Annotated in this window: 12 protein-coding genes; 5 read left to right on the top strand and 7 right to left on the bottom strand. The window is 65.7% G+C overall.

The window, feature by feature from the left end; genetic code table 11:
• Positions 1–29: 29 nt before the first annotated feature.
• Both AKJ09_RS34945 and AKJ09_RS34940 read right to left on the bottom strand, forming a co-directional pair.
• Positions 30–1421, bottom strand: coding sequence for a tetratricopeptide repeat protein (locus AKJ09_RS34945; RefSeq protein ID WP_146652181.1), 1392 nt, complete (start codon positions 1419–1421; stop codon positions 30–32).
• A gap of 448 nt (positions 1422–1869) precedes the next feature.
• Complete coding sequence (locus AKJ09_RS34940; protein ID WP_146652180.1) at positions 1870–4320, bottom strand: sodium-translocating pyrophosphatase; 2451 nt, start codon at positions 4318–4320, stop codon at positions 1870–1872.
• Positions 4321–4933: 613 nt separating this feature from the next.
• Here AKJ09_RS34940 and AKJ09_RS34935 point away from each other — a divergent pair.
• Genes AKJ09_RS34935 through AKJ09_RS34925 form a run of 3 tightly spaced genes read left to right on the top strand, consistent with a single transcriptional unit; the run spans position 4934 to position 8566 of the window.
• Complete coding sequence (locus AKJ09_RS34935) at positions 4934–6331, top strand: serine/threonine-protein kinase (protein WP_240488978.1); 1398 nt, start codon at positions 4934–4936, stop codon at positions 6329–6331.
• Positions 6328–7389, top strand: coding sequence for a tetratricopeptide repeat protein (locus tag AKJ09_RS34930; protein ID WP_146652178.1), 1062 nt, complete (start codon positions 6328–6330; stop codon positions 7387–7389). The genes AKJ09_RS34935 and AKJ09_RS34930 overlap by 4 nt, the downstream gene beginning before the upstream one ends.
• Before the next feature lies 1 nt (position 7390).
• Positions 7391–8566, top strand: a complete 1176-nt coding sequence (locus tag AKJ09_RS34925; protein WP_146652177.1) for a hypothetical protein — start codon at positions 7391–7393, stop codon at positions 8564–8566.
• A 27-nt stretch (positions 8567–8593) separates the two neighbouring features.
• On the opposite strand, the gene AKJ09_RS34920 is transcribed toward AKJ09_RS34925, so the two are convergent.
• The 4 genes from AKJ09_RS34920 to AKJ09_RS34905 form a co-directional block, all read right to left on the bottom strand.
• Positions 8594–10024 carry a hypothetical protein gene (locus AKJ09_RS34920; RefSeq protein ID WP_146652176.1) on the bottom strand — a complete coding sequence of 477 codons (1431 nt, stop codon included), beginning with the start codon at positions 10022–10024 and terminating at the stop codon, positions 8594–8596.
• Positions 10025–10112: 88 nt separating this feature from the next.
• Positions 10113–11717 carry an ABC transporter substrate-binding protein gene (locus tag AKJ09_RS34915; RefSeq protein ID WP_169928117.1) on the bottom strand — a complete coding sequence of 535 codons (1605 nt, stop codon included), beginning with the start codon at positions 11715–11717 and terminating at the stop codon, positions 10113–10115.
• Between the two features lies 1 nt (position 11718).
• Positions 11719–12768 (bottom strand): hypothetical protein, encoded by a 1050-nt coding sequence (locus AKJ09_RS34910; protein WP_146652174.1) that lies wholly within the window; start codon positions 12766–12768, stop codon positions 11719–11721.
• A gap of 49 nt (positions 12769–12817) precedes the next feature.
• Positions 12818–14437: a serine/threonine protein kinase gene (locus tag AKJ09_RS34905; protein ID WP_146652173.1), complete on the bottom strand. Its 1620-nt coding sequence runs from the start codon at positions 14435–14437 to the stop codon at positions 12818–12820.
• A gap of 1291 nt (positions 14438–15728) precedes the next feature.
• On the opposite strand from AKJ09_RS34905, the gene AKJ09_RS34900 reads away from it, so the two are divergent.
• Positions 15729–16544, top strand: a complete 816-nt coding sequence (locus AKJ09_RS34900; RefSeq protein WP_146652172.1) for a hypothetical protein — start codon at positions 15729–15731, stop codon at positions 16542–16544.
• Positions 16545–16598: 54 nt separating this feature from the next.
• A complete protein-coding gene (locus AKJ09_RS34895) occupies positions 16599–18149 on the top strand; it encodes an SDR family NAD(P)-dependent oxidoreductase (RefSeq protein WP_146652171.1) in 1551 nt (516 codons plus the stop codon).
• Positions 18150–18174: 25 nt separating this feature from the next.
• Here AKJ09_RS34895 and AKJ09_RS34890 read toward each other — a convergent pair whose 3' ends face one another.
• Positions 18175–21306, bottom strand: a complete 3132-nt coding sequence (locus tag AKJ09_RS34890) for an efflux RND transporter permease subunit (RefSeq protein ID WP_146652170.1) — start codon at positions 21304–21306, stop codon at positions 18175–18177.

Below are 21306 nucleotides of genomic sequence, written 5' to 3'. Positions count from 1 at the left end.
CGGACGAGCACCGCTCGCGGTGGCCGGACTCAGTTCTGCTCGTTCTTGGCTCGACGGCAGGCGAGGTCGCTTCCGCCTTCGCAGGCGCGCATCAGGTACGCCTTGTACTTCGCCCGGTCGCGTTTGACGCCGCTGCCGGTCAGGTAACGAATCGCGAGGGGCAGGCAGCTCGCGCGGTCGTTGCCTTCGCAGGCGCGGCGCAGGAGCTGCTCGCTCTTCGCCGCGTCTTGCGCGACGCCTCGACCTTCGAGGTAGAAGGCGCTCGCGGCGCTGCAGGCGTCGGAGAATCCGCGATCGCACGACGACAGCAGCAGCTCCACCGCTCGTGTCGGGTCCGATGGCGTGCCTCGCCCCTCGTCGATCGCGTGCGCCAGGCTCACGCATCCGAAGCGTGCGCCGCCCGTACAGGCGAGTTGGAAGTAGTTCAGCGCCTCGGCGTCGTTCTGGCGCACGGTGATGCCATCCCAGAATAGCGAGCCCAGACTCCAGCAGCCTTCGGGATCGCCGCCGAGGCACGAACGCTTGAACATCGCAAAGACGTCCACCGGCTTGTCGCCGTTGCTCGCGAGGGCGAGCTTCCCGAGGGTGTCGCAAGCTTGCGACCACCCCGCCGAACACGCGTCCAGGAGGAGCTTGCGACCTCCGTCGTGATCGCCATCTCCGTAGACGAACTCACCGAGGCGGGCACATGCCTGGACCACTTTGCCCGCACAGGCCTTCTCGAAGAGCGCCCTCGCGCGCTTGCGGTCGGCGGCGATACCACGACCGACCATGTACGAGCGGCCGAGAATCGTGCAGCTCGTCATCGATCCTTTCTCGCACTGGACGCCGCAATCGACGACGTCGTCAGGAGAGCAGATGTGCGCCATGTTCGGGCGTGGGGTCGAGCACTTTCCGTCGTCGGTTGCGACGAGCCCTTTCGGGCAAGCAGCCGCGGCGTCGTCTTCGGGAGTCTCCGCCGCGGGAGGTTCGCTCCGAATGGCCCGGAGCTCGATGCGCAGTGGGCTCCGACATTGGGCGGGCGGAGAGTCGTTGGCCGGCTCCGCGGTTCTGCAGGCGCTCAGCGAGCCGTCGTGATTTTCGATGGCCTGCGACGATTCCCCCTTCCCGCCCGCCGAGATGCCGAAGAGGTCCGCGGAGCTTTGCAACTTCGCTCGGCTCCCCGTCTTCATCGCAAAAGCGCCAATGCTTGCACTCCTCACGAAGTGCGTGGCGCGATCGCAATCGCCCTGCAAATCCTTGCGCGTGACCCAGGGGCGCGAGCTCGAACGCTTCCCGACGAGCGCGAGGGCGATGTCGATGGTCGAGCCTCGCTCGAGTTCAGCTCCGAGTTTGCCCACGATCGCGCTGCCCGAAAGCGGCAAGTTCGCGCGTAGCTCCTCGGCCGTTTCGAGTCGAATGACCTGCTCCTTCTCGGACACGCCCACGAATCCATAAGACCCGCGGACCGTGCATTCGGGCAGCACCTCGAGCCTCTGGCAATCGTAGGATACGACGACAAGCGACTTCGCGAGCGCCGACTCAAGATCCCCACGCCGATCGATCCGCCAATCGACAACGAATGGCTCATTTCGCCCTTCGACGAACGTGCAACTCTGCACCCCCGTCGCGTCCGCGTATGTCGATGCCTTGGGCCGCGCCGTCTCCGCCGCCCCTCCACACGCGACGACCAATGCCGTCCCCACGATTCCCGCAATCCAGCCCACTCGCACGACGATTGATTTCAATTCATCCTCACATTCGAATTCCGTCCCACAAACACCGTTTCCGCTTCGCCTCCCCCAAACCGGTTCGCGTGTTTCCCCTCGTTCGAACAAAAAAGAGGGAGCCGCCGAAGCAGCTCCCTCTCTCCGACGGCGCAGACTTACGTCAAGCTGCCGCGCTGCTCTTGGCCGTGCTCTCGACGTTCGGCTCCGCCCCCGCGTTGATGCGCATGCCGTAGAACGAGCGATAGACGAACACGAGCGAGACACCGAAGAAGATCGCCGCGAGGATCGTCGGCATCGTCGTGTCGTTGGACTTCATCTGCTCGGCGAGCTCGACGGCGAGAAGGCCGAAGAGCGTCGTGAACTTGATGACGGGGTTGAGAGCGACGCTCGAGGTGTCCTTGAAGGGATCGCCGACGGTATCGCCGACGACGGTGGCGTCGTGGAGTGCCGTGCCCTTCGCCTTCAGCTCGACTTCGACGACCTTCTTCGCGTTGTCCCAGGCGCCGCCGGCGTTGGCCATGAAGAGTGCCTGGAAAAGACCGAAGAGCGCGATCGCGATGAGGTAGCCGATGAAGAAGAACGAGTCGTAGAAGGCGAAGCCGAGGGTGCCGAAGAAGATCGTGAGGAAGATGTTGAACATCCCCTTCTGCGCGTAGAGCGTGCAGATCTCGACGACCTTCTTGCTGTCCTCGATGCTCGCCTTCTCGACGCCTTCGAGCTTGATGTTGGCCTTGATGAACTCGACGGCGCGGTAAGCACCGGTGGTCACCGCCTGGGTGGACGCGCCGGTGAACCAGTAGATCATCGCACCGCCGGCGATGAGTCCGAGGAGGAACGGCGGGTACAAGATCGAAACCTTGTCCGTGTTCTGCGTGAAGCCGGCGGTGAGGGCGACGATGATCGCGAAGATCATCGTCGTCGCGCCGACGACAGCGGTGCCGATGAGAACGGGCTTGGCGGTGGCCTTGAAGGTGTTGCCGGCGCCGTCATTCTCTTCGAGGAGGTGCTTGGCTTTCTCGAACTGGACGTCGAAGTGGTAGTCCTTCTTCAGCTCGTCTTTGATGCCGGGAATGTTCTCGATGACGCTCAGCTCGAAGACGCTCTGGGCGTTGTCGGTGACCGGGCCGTACGAGTCCACGGCGATGGTGACCGGGCCCATGCCGAGGAAGCCGAAGGCGACGAGGCCGAAGGCGAACACCGCCGAGGGATCGAAGCCACCGACCATCATGATGTGACCGACGCCCTCGCGCGCGACCATGTAGGCCGTGCCCATGAGGCCGATGAGGACGATGCCCATCCAGTAGGCGCTGAAGTTGCCGGCCGTGAGACCGGAGAGGATGTTGAGCGACGGGCCGCCTTCCTTGGAGGAGGTGACGACCTCGCGCACGTGGCCCGAATCGACCGACGTGAAGACCTTGATGAGCTCGGGGATGATCGCGCCGGCGGCGGTGCCGCAGGTGATGATGACCGAGAGCTTCCACCAGAGCGTGCTGTCGCCGCCCAGGGTCGGAATGAGCTGGCTCGACACGACGAACGTGAGGATGACCGACACGATCGACGTGAGGATGACGAGCTGCGTGAGCGGCTGCTCGAAGTTCATCTTGTCGGCGGTGGCGTAGCGTCCCTTCGCCAAGATGTCGTTGATGAAGTACGAAGCGACGCTCGCGAGGACCATCACGATGCGCATGACGAAGATCCAGACGAGCAGCTGGACCTGCACCGTGGGGTTCCTCACCGCGAGCAGGATGAACGAGATGAGCGCGACGCCGGTAACGCCGTAGGTCTCGAAGCCGTCGGCCGAGGGGCCGACCGAGTCGCCGGCGTTGTCACCCGTGCAGTCGGCGATGACACCAGGGTTACGTGCATCGTCTTCCTTGATCTTGAAGACGATTTTCATGAGGTCCGATCCGATGTCGGCGATCTTGGTGAAGATGCCGCCGGCGATGCGGAGCGCCGAAGCGCCGAGCGACTCGCCGATCGCGAACCCGATGAAGCACGGTCCCGCGTAGTTGCCGGGGATGAAGAGGAGAATGGCGAGCATCAGGACGAGCTCGACGGAGATGAGGAGCATGCCGATGCTCATGCCGGCCTTGAGCGGAATCGCATACGCCGGGAATGGCTTGCCCTTGAGTGCGGCAAAAGCCGTACGCGAGTTGGCGAACGTGTTCACGCGAATGCCGAACCAGGCAACCGCACACGAGCCGGCAATACCGATCAGGCTGAAGAGCAAAATGATCGCAACCTGCGCCGCCTTCCCGTCGGCGAAGTAATGCTGTGCGACACCGAAGTAGTAAACGATGATGGCGCCGATGAAGGCCTCGAGAATCAAGATGAACTTGATCTGCGTGACCAGGTACGTCTTGCAGGTGGCATAAATCAGCTCGCTGATTTCGAGCATCGATTTGTGCACCGGCGCGTTCTTCAATTGCGAATATGTCGCAAATCCGAAGAGCATACCGAGCGCACACACCGCGAGACCGACATAGAGCAACGACGCTCCGGCGGTTCCGTGCATGAAACTGGCAATCGACGTATCCGCGAGATTGGGAACGACGAGATTCGCCTCCCCTCCCCCGTGATGAGCGGCGTGGACGGGGGCAGAGCCGGCCATTGCCGCCTCATGCCCCTGTGCGGCAAGCGCCCGCGCGGGCGTGACGAACAAAAACGTGAACAACAACCCGACGGCTCCAAGCAGCCAGTTGGTTGCGCGGTTGCAATTCATGACCCAGTCCTCTCCGAGTTTCGAAGGGACCAAGGGCGCGTCCTTAAAACGAAAAAGAAATCGCCCCCGTCCCGCGATCTCGAGGGGTTGGCCGCCGTGCATGGAGCACGGGAAAACGGTTAGGTCCCCCCGAACCCATACCGGCGCTTCAGCGCGCCTCGCCCCGCGACGGCTTAGACGCCACCGACGCAAGGTATCCGCTGGCTTAGCACGAGTACCGTCGCGCGGGAAACGCCTTGTAGCGCGAGCGTGCGACTCACGTCGATCGCATCCGCATGCGTCGTGGCCCCTGACGCACGTAGTCAACGGAACCGGATTTCAGGTAAATACTCTGAGCAATTTCAATGGGGCTCGGCATTCGCGGAGATCCTCTTGGATCTGCGCGGGGCTCCGTCCAGCTAGGCTGGACTCCGTCCATTCGGGTTGGGCCGGATGGATATGGGACGCAGAGGGGCTTGGGACCTGGCCGGTCGGTTCGGTACATTGGTGGCGCTTGAGCGACGTGAACCCCTCGAAACAGGTGCGATTCTCCGCATCTGAAGGCGCATCCTGGCTCCCCGCACCAGGCTCGATCATCGCCGGTCGCTATCGCGTGGGTCGCGTCATCGGTTCCGGCGGCATGGGAGCCGTCGTCGACGCACAACACGTGCAGCTCGGTGAGTCCGTCGCGATCAAGTTCCTTCATCCCGATCTCGCGAGCGACGCCGACAACGTGCAGCGTTTCGTACGCGAGGCGCAGGCGACGTCACGCATCAAGAGCGAGCACGTCGTGCGCATGTTCGACGTCGGCACGACCGAGTCGGGCCTGCCGTACATCGTGATGGAGCTCCTTGCGGGCCACGAGCTCGGTCACCTGCTCGCGCAAGGTCCACTGCCGGTCGGTCTCGCCGTCGATTGCGTTCTGCAGGCCGCCGAAGCGCTGGCGGAAGCGCATCTCGCAGGCATCGTCCATCGCGACATCAAGCCGTCGAATCTCTGGCTCTCCCACCGGCCCGACGGCTCGCCGCGCGTGAAGGTTCTCGACTTCGGCATCTCGAAGCTGATCGAGCCTTCGACGACGAACACCAAGCTGACGCAGACGCAGTCGGTCTTCGGCTCGCCTACGTACATGTCCCCGGAACAGATCCGCAGCGCCAAGCACGTCGATCAGCGAACCGACGTGTGGGCCCTCGGCGTCGTGCTCCACGAACTTCTCTCGGCCTCCCTGCCGTTCGAGGGCGACAACGTTGCGGGCGTCCTCGCGGCGATCGCCGCCGATGCACCGCGTCGGCTGCGCCAGGCTCGCCCCGACGCGCCCGTAGAGCTCGAGCGCGTCATCCTCCGCCTGCTCGAGAAGGATCCCTCGAAGCGCATGTTGCTCGGCGAGCTCGGACCGGCGCTGCGGCCCTTCGCCACGAACACGGGTGCCATCTCGGCCGATCGCCTTGCGCGTGTTGCCCGAGGCCTCGTGAGCATGCTGCCTCCCGCGCCCGCGTCGAGCGCCGGTCCTCCCGCTGCGTCGGTGACACAGCGAACCGACGCTCCTACGCCGCGCAACCCCCTGTGGAGGTTTTCGGTGCTCGGGGGCCTCGCTGGGCTCCTGCTCGTCGTCGCCTTCGTCGGCATGGCTGCCACGGCCAAGAAGGCAGGGGACGAAACGTCGCCTTCCGCATCGGCGTCCGCGACGAGCTCGGGAATCACGATGCCACCGCCGACGATCTCGGCGCTCGTCGAGCCCGTCCCGTCCGCGGCCGAATCGGCCGCCCAGCCCGCCCCGACCGCGACGCCCCAGCCCACCGTCTCCGCGTCGGGCACCGCCCGCAAACCCGCGCCTGCTCATTCTCGGTCACAAGTGGTTGCACCAAGCGCCGTCCCGGCGCATGCAGAGCGGCCACCCGAGATATCCGAGGATCGTAAGTGACACGCGTCTGCCGTTTCGTTTCCTCCGCTGCCGTCATCGTGACGGCTCTCGTCGCCGTTCCGCAGACGTCGTTCGCCGATCCCGGCGATCGCGCGGCGGCCGCCGAGGACCTCTTCCAGCGCGGGAAGAGCCGCATGACGGAAGGGAACTTCACGGCGGCCTGCCCGCTCCTTGCCGAAAGCTATCGCCTCGATCCGGCAGGCGGAACGCTCCAGAACCTCGCGATCTGCTACGAATCGCTCGGCAAGTGGGCAACGGCCTATGCCCGCTTCCAGGAGCTGCGCACGCTCTCGAAGAACGCCGAGCGCCCCCGACTCGATCGCGTGAAGCTCGCCGAGGAGCACATCGAAAAGCTCGGTCCGCGGCTCACGCGCATCGTCGTTGTCATGGAGGATCACGGCGCCCAAGAGGTCGACGTCGACGGAGTCACCTACCAGAAGGCGTCGTGGTCGACCGGGATCGCCGCCGACCCCGGGTCCCACGAGCTGGTGGTCCGCGGCAACGGAAAGCAGCCCTTTCATTCGACCGTCCAGATCGGCCAGACGGGCGGTGAACAGCGCGTCGTCGTCCCCGCGCTCGCCGACGAGGTGCTGGTGGCAGGGCCGGTCACGCCGCCCAGCGCCGAGCAGCCCGCGGCGAATGCCGACGACTCGGTTGCGGCCACTCGCAAGCGCCACACGATCGGGTACGTCGTCGGAGGGGTCGGCGTCGCCGTGCTCGCGGCGGGTGCCGTCTTCGGCGTGCTGACGATCACGACGAACGCGAAGGCTAAGGACAAGTGCTCGCGTGACACGAACCCGGGCGCAAATGCGACGGAGTTCGACGCGAGCGGCCGCTGCTTCGTCGACTCCGATCCCTGGAAGGACTCGAATGCGATGAAAGACGACGCGCGCACGTTCGCGAACATCGCCAACGTCCTCGTGCCCGTCGGTGTCGTCGGCCTCGGGGTCGGCGCGTGGCTGGCGCTCACGAAGAGCAACAGCTCGCAGCCGGCGAAAGGCGCCTCCATTCGCATCTCGCCTTCGCTCGGTGGCGCGTCGCTCGAAGGGACCTTCTGAGATGGCCATCTCGCGCTTCGCTTTCTTCGCCGCCGCGGCCATCGGGTCGGGGGTCGTCGCGTGTCAGTTGCTCGTCGGCGTCAACGACGAGGGCGGCGCTACCCGCGGCGACGCTGCAACCAACGTTGGGCAGAAACCGGTCGATGAGGCTGGCCCCACGGAGCCAACGTGCAACCCCGTGCATCCGCCGGACCGCAAGGCCGACATGGGCGACGGCGGCGGCGGCCCCTCGTACATGTTCGCGGTGCGCTCCTTCTTGTTGGGCCCGCACGGACAGAGTGCTGTCGGTTACGACCTCGACGATCGCTGCACCGGCGATCCCACGGTCACGCCGTCAGACTCGCCTTGCACGCCGTACGCACCGCTCGACACGGTGACCGACAAGCCGCACGGCCTCGACAACGCCTTCGGCAAGATGTTGGAAGACAGCCCGATCGACACCGACGCCGGCGCCGATCCCGGCGCCATCAATCTGAACAAGGAAGTCAAAGGCGGTCGCCTGAGCGTCCTCATCAACCTCGTCGACTACAACGGCGAAGCGGACGACGATTACGTCACGGCCGCGATCGCAACCTCGCATCAACTGTCCTCGATTGGCTGCGATCCCGACGCCTCGATTTCCGTCGACAGCGGCGCAAAGTTGAGCCCGCAGTGGGATGGCTGCGACACGTGGAGCTATGCCCCCGGAACGCCCGTCATCGAGGGCACGGGCGGCGTCGTGGTACCGGCCGACGTGTGGAAAGGCTACGTCGTCGACCACACGCTCGTCGCGCCCGTGGAAACACTATCGTTCAACCTGGGCGGGAAGATGTTCAGCCTGAAAGACGCCGTCCTCACGGGGCAGCTCGAAGGCTCCGGCTCGAAGCTACAGCTGACGCACGCCCTCTTCACGGGCCGCGTCGAGGCCAGCGAGCTCGTGGGTTTCGCGAGCCGCTTCGAGCTGAACGGCGAGATCATCTGCGAGGCTCCGAAGAACGCCGGAATGCTGCCTGTCATCAAGCGACGCGTGTGCGACGCGCGAGACATTCCGCTCCGCAAGGCGGACGATGGCAAAGGTCAGAAGTGCAACGCCGTGTCGTTCGCGCTCGGCTTCGACGCCGAGCAAGCGCGCATGGGGCGCGAAGGCCCGGCGCCTCCGGACGCTTGCCCCACCCTCGACACGGCCTGCGCCGACTGACGCGCCAGGCCGGGGCGACGTCGCGGACTACTTCACGATCGGCGGAGGGGTCGGCGCCGCCTGCTCGTTCTGGATGCACGAGGCCAGATCGAAGAAGAAGAACGCGAGCAGGTTCTCCGCGGGCTTGATCGGATCGGGGCAGCTGTTCGGGAAGCTCGTGTCGACGCGATCGCCGCCGAGGCCCGGCTGGTTGACGTGCGCGTCGATGTGCACGCCCTTTCCACACTGCTTGTCCGCGTCCACGCCGACCGGCACGTTCGTGGTCATGACGCGGGGCCCCGTCCCCGTCCCCGAGAATCCCTTCGGCGAGCTCGCCCAAACTTGCGTCTTCGACGCGACGGTCGACTCGTAGTTGCCGAAGACGATGTCGGGCGAGATCTGTCCGTTCGAGCCGGGAACGACGACGTTGAACCAATCGTAGAGCGCCTTGCCCTTGGGGAAGGTCGCGTCGAGCGTCATCGGCCCCTCCACCGGGGGCGCCCCTCCAGGAATCGATGCGATCGACTGCATCTGGGGGTCCGGCGAGTACTTGTACCAGGTGTACATGAAGTCGGTCGTGAAGATGCGGCCGCCGGCGTTCAGGTACTCGTTCATCGCCGCGAACGACGTCGCGTTCTTCGTGGGTGAGTCCTCACCATCGCGTGCCTCACGGCACTCGCACGACAAGATGACCATGTCGTAGTTCTTGAGCTGATTGACGTCGTTCCAGAGCGTGCTCGCCGGCGGCGCACCGTTCGGACCACCCGCCAGATCCGCTTCCAGTCCCGCGCCGAGATAGGTGTGCACGGATTTCGTCGGGCCATCGGACGCGACACCGAACTCCGACGCGTCGATACCGACCTTGGGCAACATGCATCCGAGCGTGTCGCAGCCGCCGCTCGTGAGCGCGATGCGCGGCATGTCACCTTCGGACTGATTCTTCGGAAGGCGCGTGAGCTCGGGATCGAGAAGCTTGTTCTCGGTGCACGACTTCACTTCGGGGATGGTCACCTTGCGGCGCCACTTGCCGACCTGGACCACGAGCGGGATGTTCTTACCGATCGGAACGTTCTTCAGGATGAAGTTTCCGTTCGGCTCCGTGATCGTGCTCGTGACGGGATCACCGGTAACGGCACCGCACTTGTCGCACGTCGCGCCTTTGACGAGGGGCGCGGGCTCCGCGTTCGGCACGTAGACGATCGCGTTGTAGATCGGGTGCTTCCCGTTCGGAGCGAACACGGTGCCCGTGACGGTCGTGTCGCCGCCTCCTCCGCACGCCTCCTGCTGGCAGCGCAGCCCCTGACATGCCGCCGCGGCCTCCTCGTTACCGGTCCCGAAGCCGCCCGTTCCGGCCTCCGCCGACGTCCCGTGGGGATTGTCGAACCCGCTCGGATCCTGCGACGAACCGCAGCCAACCGCGGGCGCGCCGATGACGATGGCGCCAACCAGCAACAAGCCAAGAATGCGAGCGTTTGTCATGGGAGGTTCTCCGAGCGCGGTCCCCCAAAGGCCGCGCTCCGTACGTGCTAGCGGGCTAGCACGAGAACCTCTGCCGGGCGCGTCCCCGTTACATCCCGCAATCCTTACGCGCCAGGTCCAGCGTCCCGGACATGGTCTTTCCGGCGGCGTCGTAATACTGCTCGGTCGTGATGCCCGGCAGCGCCTTCGTTCCGTCGCTTGGCAGGCACCAGATCAGCATGTCGGAGGGCGCCTCGCCCGTCGCGAGATCGTAGTCGAGCGGTCCCGACGCGCCGACGAAGTCGAAGGACTGCCCGGCCAGCAACATCTGGAAGGCGGTGTTGATCTGGTTCGAGCCGACGTTGAGCGTCGGCCCTGGCGGCACGATCTTCGCAAAGCCGTCCTTCAGGTTGGCGCCCGTGAGCGGCTTGTCACCGATCGCGACCGCCGCGAACACGACGTTGTAGAGCGCGTCGTAGGAGTTCGCCGTGCCGCCCATGTCCGGCGAGCTGCCGTCCTTGACGAACGAGTTGTAGAGGATGCGGAACGTCTTGAAGTTCGCGCTGTTCGTTCCGGGAATCGTGCCGAAGATGCGCCGGCGCAGCTCGTCCTTCGTGCCGACGGCAGCGGCCAGCTCGGAGACAAGCGTTCCGTCCGCAGCGAGGTAGATCGGCTTGTAGCCCGCGCTGGAGGGCCATTGGGCTTCGATGCCCGTGAGCATGCCCGTGATCGTCTCGGTCGTGCCGAAGAGATAGATGACGTGCGGCTTGAGCGTGATGATCTGGCTGATGGCCTCGGCGTACGTCGGCGGCTTCGTCGTGTCGTCCGGATCGCCATAGTCGAGCACCTTCAGGTGGGTGCTGTTCACGTTGTCGATCGCCGGATAGCTGTTCATCACGAGCTTCGCCGCGAGCGATTGCGCGAGGCCCGAGCCGTACGCATCGCCCTTGTGGGCGATGGCGACGTTGATCGGGTTGGCTCCAATCGTCTTCCGCCAATCGGCCTCGATCTGCAAGAAGAAGGCTGCGTGCGCGTCGGCCTGGATGACGTCCGAGGGCGCAGTACGCCACACGAGTCCGTTGTCCGCGAGGTTCGTCAAAGCGACGCTCGTGGCCGAGGGCGAGATGAGCAGAGTACCCCCGGGGATGGTCACTTCGGTCGCAACCTTCATGGTGATGCCACTGAAGCAGGCACCGATGATGGCGGGCACCTGGACGTCGTCGACGAGGTGGCGAGCCGCGCGTACGGCGGTCGCGTCGTCGCTGTTGTCGTTGCAGCCGACCATCACGAGCGGCCTTCGTACGCTGCTCCCCGGGACCGGAACGACGTTGCCCGCTTTCCGGAAGTCCTCGATCGCTACTTCGATGGCGTTCTGCATCGGGAGACCGGTCGACTGGTCGTCGCCCGCGGTGGGGAACAGCGAGCCGACGACGATCGCGTTGTCGTTCTTGTAGTCGCCGACGATGCGCGCGCAGTCTTCCGACTGGAGGGACACGCACTTGTTCTTTCGGCAGACGGAGTACTCGGCAACGCAGTCCGCATTGACCGTACAAGAGGGGGCGGCGCCGCCCTCCCCGCCGGCATCCGCTCCGTTGATCACGGCGTCGTCGACGACGTGATAGCGCGAAACGTCGAATACGCCGTCGCATGCCACCGCAGCGAAGGAGGCGATCCCGCCTCCGAGGAGCAGGCCCAAGGCTCCGAATCGTTTCATCTCAAAACTCTCCGCGAAGCGCGACCGAGCTGGGCCCGACCGACAAGAAAGGAGCCTTGGGCGCGCGAGCCACGGGCTTCGGCGCCGCCGCATTGCCAACGCGCGCCGATCCGCTGTTGCTCGGCGACGCGAGAAGGATGGTCACGCCGCCGACGACACCGACACCGCCGACGATGAGGCCGATGGTGGAGATGGTGCTCTCGGTCTTGAGGCGCGAGATGGCGCTCTCTTGATCCCTCGGGCACGCACCGTCTGCGGTGCACGCGTTGTCGAGGTCCGACTTCGTGCCTGACGCGAGCAGCGCGGCGACGCCGCCCGTCACGAGACCGGCGGCTCCCACGCCGAGGAGCGTCCAGCCGACGACGCGCATGCCGCTTCCGCCCTCGCTCTTCTTCGCGTCGCTTTCCTTCGGCTGGGTCGCTCCGGAGCGCGACGTATTCGCGTCCACGACGACATGCGCGTTGGGATCGACTTCGAGCGTGAGCGTCACGGGAACGCGCTCGCCCTCCTTCAGGCTCACGGGCGACGACGCGCTCTTGAACCCAGGCGCGGTCGCTTCGACGGTGTGAGCGCCCGGATCGGTCGGACGATCGATGTCGAGCAACGCGGCCGGAACGGTCTCACCATCCACCGTCACCTGCGGAGAGGCGGGTCCGACGACCTTGATGTGGAGCTGGGCGAGACGGGGACGCGTCTCCTCGAGGAGCTTCTGCGCGCGCGCCTTGGCGCTCACGAACGCAGGCGGTGCATCGGCGGCGAGCGGCTCGCGAACCAAGCGCGCGAGCTCCTCGGTTCCCAGAACGAGCTTGCCGATCTGCACGTGGCACTCGCCGAGCTTCGCGAGCGTCGTCGGTGCGTGGTGAAGCTTTTCGGCTCGCTCCAACTTCTCGATGGCCTCACGGCAGTTGCCGCTCTCGGCGAGACGCAAACCTTCCAGACCGATCGTGCGGGCCGCCGCGACGCTGGTGGCGTCCTCCTGCGCGTGTGCGCTGCGGCCGCTCACGACGAGCCCGAGCAGCGCGATCGCGGCGGCGATGCGTCGTCCATTCATGAAGTGATCTCTCCTGCTGGGGAAGCGCGATGTCGAAGGAACGGAAAGCTCAATATCCAATATCGGGGCCCTCGGACTTCTTCGCCGGGGGGGCCACCGAGGGCGTCGCCGGTGCGGGCGCAGTCGTGGCGACAGGCCTGGCCGGAGCGGCCGCCGTGGCCTTGGCCGGAACGGCCGTCGGGCGCGCCGCCTGTGGCTGCGCCGGCGCCTGAGGCTTCGCGGCTGTCGTCGCCTTCGGCGAGCTCGCCGAGCCCGTTGCGGTCGATGGCGAGTTCGGCGCTTGTGCAGCCGTCTCCACCGGCGCCGGCTCGGGCGTCGCAACGACCGGAGCAGCGCTCGCCGCCGCCTTCTCCGGCGCTTTTGCCGCCTGTCGTTCGGACGGTGACAGGAGCGCGATGACGGCAACCGCGCTGACGACGATGCAGACGAGAACGCCAGCGACCTTGAGCTTGCGCGCCCGCGCGACCTGGTTGGCCGACGCGCTGTGGATCGTCGCCCATACCTCGGGGCTCTTCGAGCCGCGGATCCGTTCTCCGTCCTGGGTCGTCGTGAGGCGAGACGCTCTCGACGAACCGACGCCGACCTTGACGGACATGCGCGGCTGGTCGGAGTTCAGGCTCGGCGGTGCGCTGCTCGGGAAGCGCACGGCGTCGCGTTCGATGAGGCCTGCCCCAGCGAGCGCATTGGCCGCGCGTTCAGCGCAGATTCGCGAACGCGTGGGAGCGAACGGCAAGAGCGCCATCGCGAGCTCCGCCACGTTCTGGTAGCGGTCTTCGACGCGCTTCTCGAGGCACTTCTCGATGACCTCCATGAGGCCGTCGGGCAGGTCGTTGCGGTAGTTGGAAAGCGAGTCGAACGGCGACTCGAGGATCGCTGCACAGAGCTCCGTGATCGAGTCGGCCTGGACCGGCAGGCGCCCGGCAAGCGCCTCGAACATGACCATGCCCAGCGACCAGATGTCGGAGCGCGAGTCGACGCGCTCGGCCGAGCGAATCTGCTCGGGCGACATGTAGAGCGGCGTTCCCATCAGGTTCGTCGTCTTGACGAGCGGCAGGACCGACGAGAGGACCGATCCCGTCAGCGCGGTCTTCGAGATGCCGAAGTCGAGCACCTTGACGACGTCGAGACCGGCGCGCTTGGTGAGGAAGAGATTCTCGGGCTTGATGTCGCGGTGGACGATGCCCTCCGCGTGGGCGACGGCGAGTGCCGCGCAAACCTGCATCGCGTAGTCGGTGACCTCGCGCACGCCGAGCCGCCCCTGATCGTCGATGGCGACGCGGAGGTCCTGACCGTCGAGGTACTCCATCACGAAGAACGGAGCGCCGTTGCGCGTCGTCCCGACGTCGTAGACCGCCGCGACGTTCTCGCTCTTGATGCGGCAAACGGCTTTCGCCTCGCGCATGAAGCGGCCGACGATCTCCTCGCGGGCGAGCATCTCGTCCTTCAGAACCTTGAGGGCGACGCGCTCGTCGAGCTCCAAGTTCTGCGCGGCGTAGACGAACCCAACGCCACCTTCACCGATGACGGCTTCGACGAAGTACTTGGACGCGATCGTCTCGCCGACCGCGATCGACGTGCCCGCCTCGTTGCGAGGCGAGGTGGGAACCGGCCCGCTCGTTGGCTGCGCGATCGGTTGCTCGTGCGGATGCCGTGACGCCTTCGTCATCATGACCTCTGATGGGACGCGGGGGCGGCCCTCGCGAAGAAAACCCAGATCACTAGGTTCTCGCGAGCGACGTCAAGGGTACGTCTCGGATGGGTCTCGAGGCCAAAAAGTATGCAATTTTACACCTTACGAGCGCTCTCGCTGTCGTTTTCGATGAAATCCGCGGCAATCCCAATTCCGGTTGGGATGTCGGATACCTAGTATGGTCGTGCTTGACCTCGAGTGACGATGTCGTGACGCGCCGGCACGTCACGACACGCTCACGGACGCTCACGGACGCGTCGAATCTCCGAGTGTCCATTGCGGACGAAGACGAGGCTCACCAACGCCGCGTCGAGCGGTGACGCGAGAGACGCTCGAGCGGGAACGGTCGGGAGGATCGCGAAAGCGTTCAGAAGGGCGCGCGGCTGCGATGGCCGCGGCGATGGCGCTTCGTGTGTCTTCAATTCGACATTTCAATCCGGCAACATTTCCAAACAACGGCGATCATATCGAACAATCAAACATGAGACTGGTCCCTTTCGAACCACTGGAACGAACACACGAGATGCATTCTGCCTCGCAAAATGAGCCTTATCGTTCGTTTCAACGGATCGCACGAGACAGAGCTCCACATCCATTCTGTGGATAACCGTGTGGATAACAAAGTGATTGAGCGGGTCATTTATCGGTTGCGAGCCCGTCCGACGTCCGGCATAAACGGCGGCACCTGAAGTTCGCGGCATATCGGGCCTTGAGCTCTCCGTCGTAGAAGCCGTCGAGGCGCTGCTGCCGGTTCAGGACAAGGTGTGGACAATTCCCGTCCCTCACGAGCGAGTGGATCCACGGAGCCGTGCTCGCCTGCTCGGGTCGTCAGCCCAGGCGCGTCATTCCGGCTCGGAAATAAAGGCGCAAGCGGACCTGATTGCATCGCTGAACGAGCTCGAACCTCAGCGATCTTGCAATGCCCGAAGAGCCCCCTTTCCCTGTGGAAAAGGTGTGGACAGCGTGGCCATGCCCGCCCGCACGATCCGGTCGTCGCTTTGTGAACCATCGTGAACCAGCGCGAGACGCGCGATCGCGAGCGCACCGGTGACAACGAGTTTCCGCTGGGCAGCCGAGGAGGGGAACGTTCCTCCGCACGCGTTACGCGCATCCACTCGTTGGAAGCGCAACGTGCGTTCGCACTTCCTTCGAGGACACGGATCGTCGAGACATGGCAATTCCCCGACGATGCGGCTAGCGTTCACGCCGCGCTGCGCTCCCCTAACCTCCCGAATCGGAAGGGCGACCAGCACCGTAAGCGAGGCCCGCGGTGACGAGCATGACCCAGGAAAAGTCGGAGAGCACGCGAAACCTCCTCTCGGAGCTCGAGAGCGGCTGGGAATCGCCGGCCCCGATGAGCATCGCCGCGGAGGTCAGCGTGATCGCCGCGCCGGTCACTCCGGAGCCGTTCGCGCCTGCACCGTCCGCGATGCCGCCTGCCGTCGCCGCGCCCGTTCCATCGATGCGTCCCGTCGTCTCGGTCCCTGCGCCCGGGTCGCTGGCGGCCCCCGTCCCCGCGGCGGCTCCCGCTCCCGTGGCTGCCGTCGAAGCTGCGCCCGAGGACCAGGATGAGAACGACGACGCTCGCGCCGAAGCTCCGTTGAACAAGGTCGACGACCTCGATTCGGGCTGGGAAGACGAGGACGAGGACGAGGACGAGGACGAAGAGCCGGAGCCCGAGCTGCCGGACGAGCGCCTCGACCCCGCCGCCTACGCCGCTGCGAAGCTCGCGCGCGAGCAACGCGAAGAGGTCCTTCGCCAGAAGCGCAAGGTGAAAGCCGACGCGAAGAAGACGCGACGCAAGGCACGTGCGCAGGCCGCGCAGCAGAAGCAAAAACAGAAGACGAAGAAAGCGCGCCCCGCCCGTCCGGTCGCCGAGGCCAAGCCTGCCCGTCGCAAGCCGGAGCCGGCCGCGCCGAAGGCCGCGATCGCGAGCGAGCGCCCCGCGGCGCGCACCGTCTCGAGCCGACCGGCGCCCGCGGCTGCCCCCAAACCGCTCAGGAAGCGCACCAACACGGTCATGCTCGCGCTGGCGGTGGTCATCTTCCTCGCCGCCGCCGTGTTCGTGGCCGTCATGGCCCGCTGAGACGGCATCGACCGAGAGACGGTCGGCCCGAGTTCCGCTAAGAAGCGGGCCGAGATGAAGAAGTTCACGCCGGAAGAGCTCGAGCGCTGCATCGAGATGCTCGAAGCGCTCGTGGAAGAGCGCACGCTCCTCGCCCAGGTTTCGCAGGAGAACCGCGTTCGCCTGCTCGTCGCCGCTGGCCGAATTTCCCGACCGACGCGCCACGAAGCCACGCGCACCTCGAAGGCCTTCCGCAAGATCACGCACGCGCAGAAGCAAGAGCACGACCGCGCGCTCCGGGCCTCGACCGAGATCCGTACGGCGCGCCTCGCCGACGTCTTCACGGCGCCTCCGCAGCTCGTCGGCAGCAGCGCGCCGGCAAACGAAGCGGAAGTCCGCGAGCTGAATAATCCGCGCGACTGCTACGTGTGCAAGAAGGAGTTCACGCGCCTCCACTTCTTCTACGACTCCATGTGCCCGGAGTGCGCGGAGCTGAACTACCAGAAGCGCTTCCAGACAGCGTCGCTCGAAGGTCGCGTGGCGCTCATCACCGGCGCACGTGTGAAGATCGGCTTCCACGCCGCCCTGATGATGCTGCGCGCCGGCGCCCACGTCATCGTGACCACGCGCTTCCCGCGCGACGCCGCGGCGCGCTTTGCCCGCGAAGAAGACTTCGCCAAGTGGCAGCACCGCATCGAGGTCTTCGGGCTCGACCTGCGCCACTCGCCGAGCGTCGAGATGTTCGCGCGCTACGTGACGCAGACGAAGTCGCGCCTCGACATCCTCATCAACAACGCCGCGCAGACGGTGAGGCGCCCGGCGGGCTTCTACGCGCACCTGCTCGACCTCGAGACGCGGCCCTTCCGTGACCTCTCGCCCGCGGTGCAATCGGTCCTCCGTGGTCACGAGGAGTGCAAGTCGACGCTCTCGCTCGAAGCCCGTGACGTCCAAGCCCTGCCGCAGGCGAGCGGGGATCCGAGCGGCTTCGTGGCGTGGAGCGGCGACGGTCCGGGCGTTGGTATCCGCTCCTCGGCCATGCTCTCGCAGGTCCCGTGCGCCTACGACGACGCCTCACGCGACCACGAGTACTTCCCCGTGGGCCGCACCGACGCCGATCTGCAGCAGATCGACCTCCGCACCACGAACAGCTGGCGCCTCACGCTGAGCGAGGTTCCGTCGCCCGAGATGCTCGAGGTGCAGCTCGTCAATGCCGTCGCCCCCTTCATTCTATGCGGGAAGCTGAAGCCGCTCATGATGCGCGACCGCACGGACGAGAAGCACATCGTCAACGTCTCGGCCATGGAAGGACAGTTTGCGCGTCGGACGAAGACCGACAAGCATCCGCACACCAACATGGCGAAGGCGGCGCTCAACATGATGACGCTGACGAGCGCGCCCGAGTACGCCGCCGACGGCATCTTCATGAACGCGGTCGATACGGGTTGGGTCACCGACGAGGATGCAGCCAAGCTCGCGGAGCGAAAGCAGCGCGTGCACGACTTCCAGCCACCGCTCGACATCGTCGACGGCGCCGCGCGCATCTGCGACCCCTTCTTCTCCGGCCTTCTGACCGGCCATCACGTGTGGGGCAAGTTCCTCAAGGACTATGCCCCCACGCAGTGGTGAGACGCGCGTGACGTGCGCGTGATGCTTACTCCGCGGCGGAGCGCGACGGTTCGAGCGGGTCGCTCAGCTCGTCGTGCTCGTCTTGCTCGGTCAGCTTCCAGCCCTTGAGCGCCGTGGCGAGAATGCCCGGGAAGACGGCCAGCGTCAGCACGGTGCCGAACACCATGCCGACGATGACGACGGTCGCGAGAGGCCGCTGAACTTCGGAGCCCGCGCTCGTCGACAGAGCCATCGGGAAGAACCCAAGTGCCGCGACCGCCGCGGTGGTGAGCACTGCGCGCACGGAATGCGCCGCCCCGTACGCCACCGCACGATCGGCGTCGTCGCCCGCCACCATGCGCGCCTTCGCGGTCGAGGAGATGACGACGCCGTTCAGAACGGAGACACCTCCAAGGGCGATGAAGCCGACGGCCGCCGGAAGGCTGAAGGGCAGTCCACGGAGGAGAAGCCCGATCATGCCGCCGCTCGCCGCGAGGGGCACGACCGAGAAGACGGCCAGTGCCGGACGCGCGCTCTTGAACATCCAGAAGAGCATGCCGATGATGATGGCGACGACGGCCGGAATGACGAGCGCGAGGCGCTTCGAGGCGCGCTCGTAGTTCTCGAACTGTCCGCCCCACTCGATGCGATAGCCGCTGTCGAGTGGCACGTCGTGGGCAACCTTCTGCTTCGCTTCTTCGACCCACGATACGAGGTCTCGTCCGCGCAGGTTCACGTCGATGCGGATGAGGCGCTCACGATCGAGACGCTTCACGACCGCAGGCCCCTCGCCTTCTTCGAGACGGACGACGTCGCGCATGGGAATGCTCGACTCTCCGTTGGTTTCGACGAAGAGATCGGCGAGGCCCTCGGCGGTCGGACGGCCGGGTGGGACGAAAACACGCAAATCGAAGCGCCGCTCGCGCTCGTAGACGTCGCCGACCTTCACACCTTCGCGCGACGCCTCGAGAACGTCGAACGCGTGGCGAACACGGACGCCGTATTGAGCCATGCGCGCGCGATCGGCCGTAGCGGTGATGACGGGTGCACCGATGAGTCGCTCGATCTTCAGGTCGCCGGTTCCGGCAATGCCTCGGACGGCGTCGCCGACCTTGTTCGAGTAGGCAACGAGCGCCTCGAGATCCGTGCCGATGACCTTGATGGAGACGTCCGCGCGCGAGCCGGCAATGAGCTGATTCGTGAGATCTTCGATCGGCTGGGAGACGGACACGAACGTGGCCGGCACCTCGGTCTCGATGCGGTTCTTGATGATGACCGAGAGCTCGTCGAGGTCCTTCGCCGTGGTCCACTCCTTGAGGGGCTTGAGCGGCACGAGCATGTCGGTGTTCTCGTTGCCGACGGCGTCGAGAGCGAGCTCCGCGCGGCCGCTCTGACCGAGGACCTGGCGAACCTCGGGCAGGGCCTTGAGAACCTTCTCGGTCATGAGATCGAGCTTGCGCGCCTCGTCGAGCGAGATGCTCGGCGTACGTTGCATGGCGATGATGGCGTCGCCCTCGAAGATGCGAGGGATGAACTCGGCACCGGCGCGACCGAAGAGCCATGCCGACGCCACGAGCATCGCGACGGCGGCGCCGGTGATCGGCCAGCGATGGCGGAGCAGCGCGGGGGTCACGCCCTCGTACCAATGCGTGAGCGATTCGATCCACTTCGGACCGTGCGCCGTCTTCGGCGGAACGAAGGCGACGAGCAGCGCCGGGAAGAAGAGAACGGCGTACACGAGGCCGCCGAAGAGCGCGCACGACATCGTGATCGCCATCGGACGGAACATCTTGCCCTCGACGCCCTCGAGCGTGAGTAGCGGGATGTACACCAGCATGATGATCGCGACGGCGAAGGCGACCGGCGAGACGACCGAGCGCGCGACGTCGGCATACGCTCGCGCCTTCGCCGAACCGACGAGCTTTCGCCCGGCGGTGGCGGCGATGATTGCCTCGAGAATGACGATCGGACCGTCGACGAGGAAACCGAAGTCGATCGCGCCGAGACTCATGAGGTCGCCGGTGACGTGGAAGAGATGCATGCCGAAGATGGCGATGGCCATCGAGGCAGGCATGCCGATCGCGACCGCCAGCGCACCGCGCACCGAGCCGAGCATGACGGCGAGCACGATGGTGACGACGAAGAGTGCTTCGACGAGGTTCGTGCCGACCGTCTTGAGCGTGCGTCCCACGAAGTCGGCGCGGTCGTAGACGACCTCGATGCCGACGCCGGGGGGAAGCTCACGCTGGATCTCCACCATCTTCGCCTTCACGGCGGTGATGACGTCCCGGCTGTTCGAGCCGGCGAGCATCATCACGAGACCGCTGACGGCCTCGCGCTCGCCGTTGTGGGTGACCACGCCGTAGCGGAGCGCCGAGCCCACGCGAACCTCCGCCACATGCGAGATGAGTAGCGGCGGCTGCCCCTTCTCGGAGCGAACGACGACCGCGGCGATGTCTTTCTCGCCGGTGAGCATCCCCTGCCCGCGAATCGAGTACGACTCGCCGCCTCGCTCGACGTAGCCACCACCGACGTTCACGTTCGCGGCGCGAAGCGCATCGACGACGTCGTTCAGCGTGAGGCCGCGAGCATGCAGCCGCTTGGGGTCGACGACGACCTGGTACTGTTTGAGCTCGCCGCCGAAGCTGTTCACTTCGATGACGCCTTTGACGGTCTTGAGCTTCGGGCCGATCTCCCAGTCGAGGATCGTCCGGAGCTGCATCGGCGAGTGATGCTCGGATTTGACGACGAACTTGTAGATCGTCCCGAGACCGGTCGATGGCGGTGCGAGCTCCGGCGAGCCTGCCGAAGGTGGCAACTCGCTCTGGGCCTGGCGCATGCGCTCGAGGACGAGCTGACGCGCATGCCAGATGTCGGTGCCATCTTCGAAGACGATGGTGACCGCCGAGAGGCCGAAACGCGAGACGCTACGGACCTGGACGCTCCGTGGAACGCCGGTCATCGCCTTCTCGATCGGGAAGGTCACCGTGCGCTCGACTTCGGTGGGCGGGAGACCGCCACACTGCGTGAGCACGTCGACCTGCACCGTGGAGACGTCCGGCAGGGCGTCGATCGGAAGTCGTGTCGCCAGGATTCCGCCGAGGGCGAGAACCGCGAAGAGGATCCCGACGACGAGAACACGACGCCGGATGGCGAAGAGAGCGATTGCCTCGAGCAT

It is taken from the genome of Labilithrix luteola (assembly GCF_001263205.1).
In the GTDB taxonomy this organism is placed as follows: Bacteria; Myxococcota_A; Polyangia; order Polyangiales; family Polyangiaceae; genus Labilithrix; species Labilithrix luteola.
This window is presented reverse-complemented; position numbering and strand designations above follow the sequence as displayed.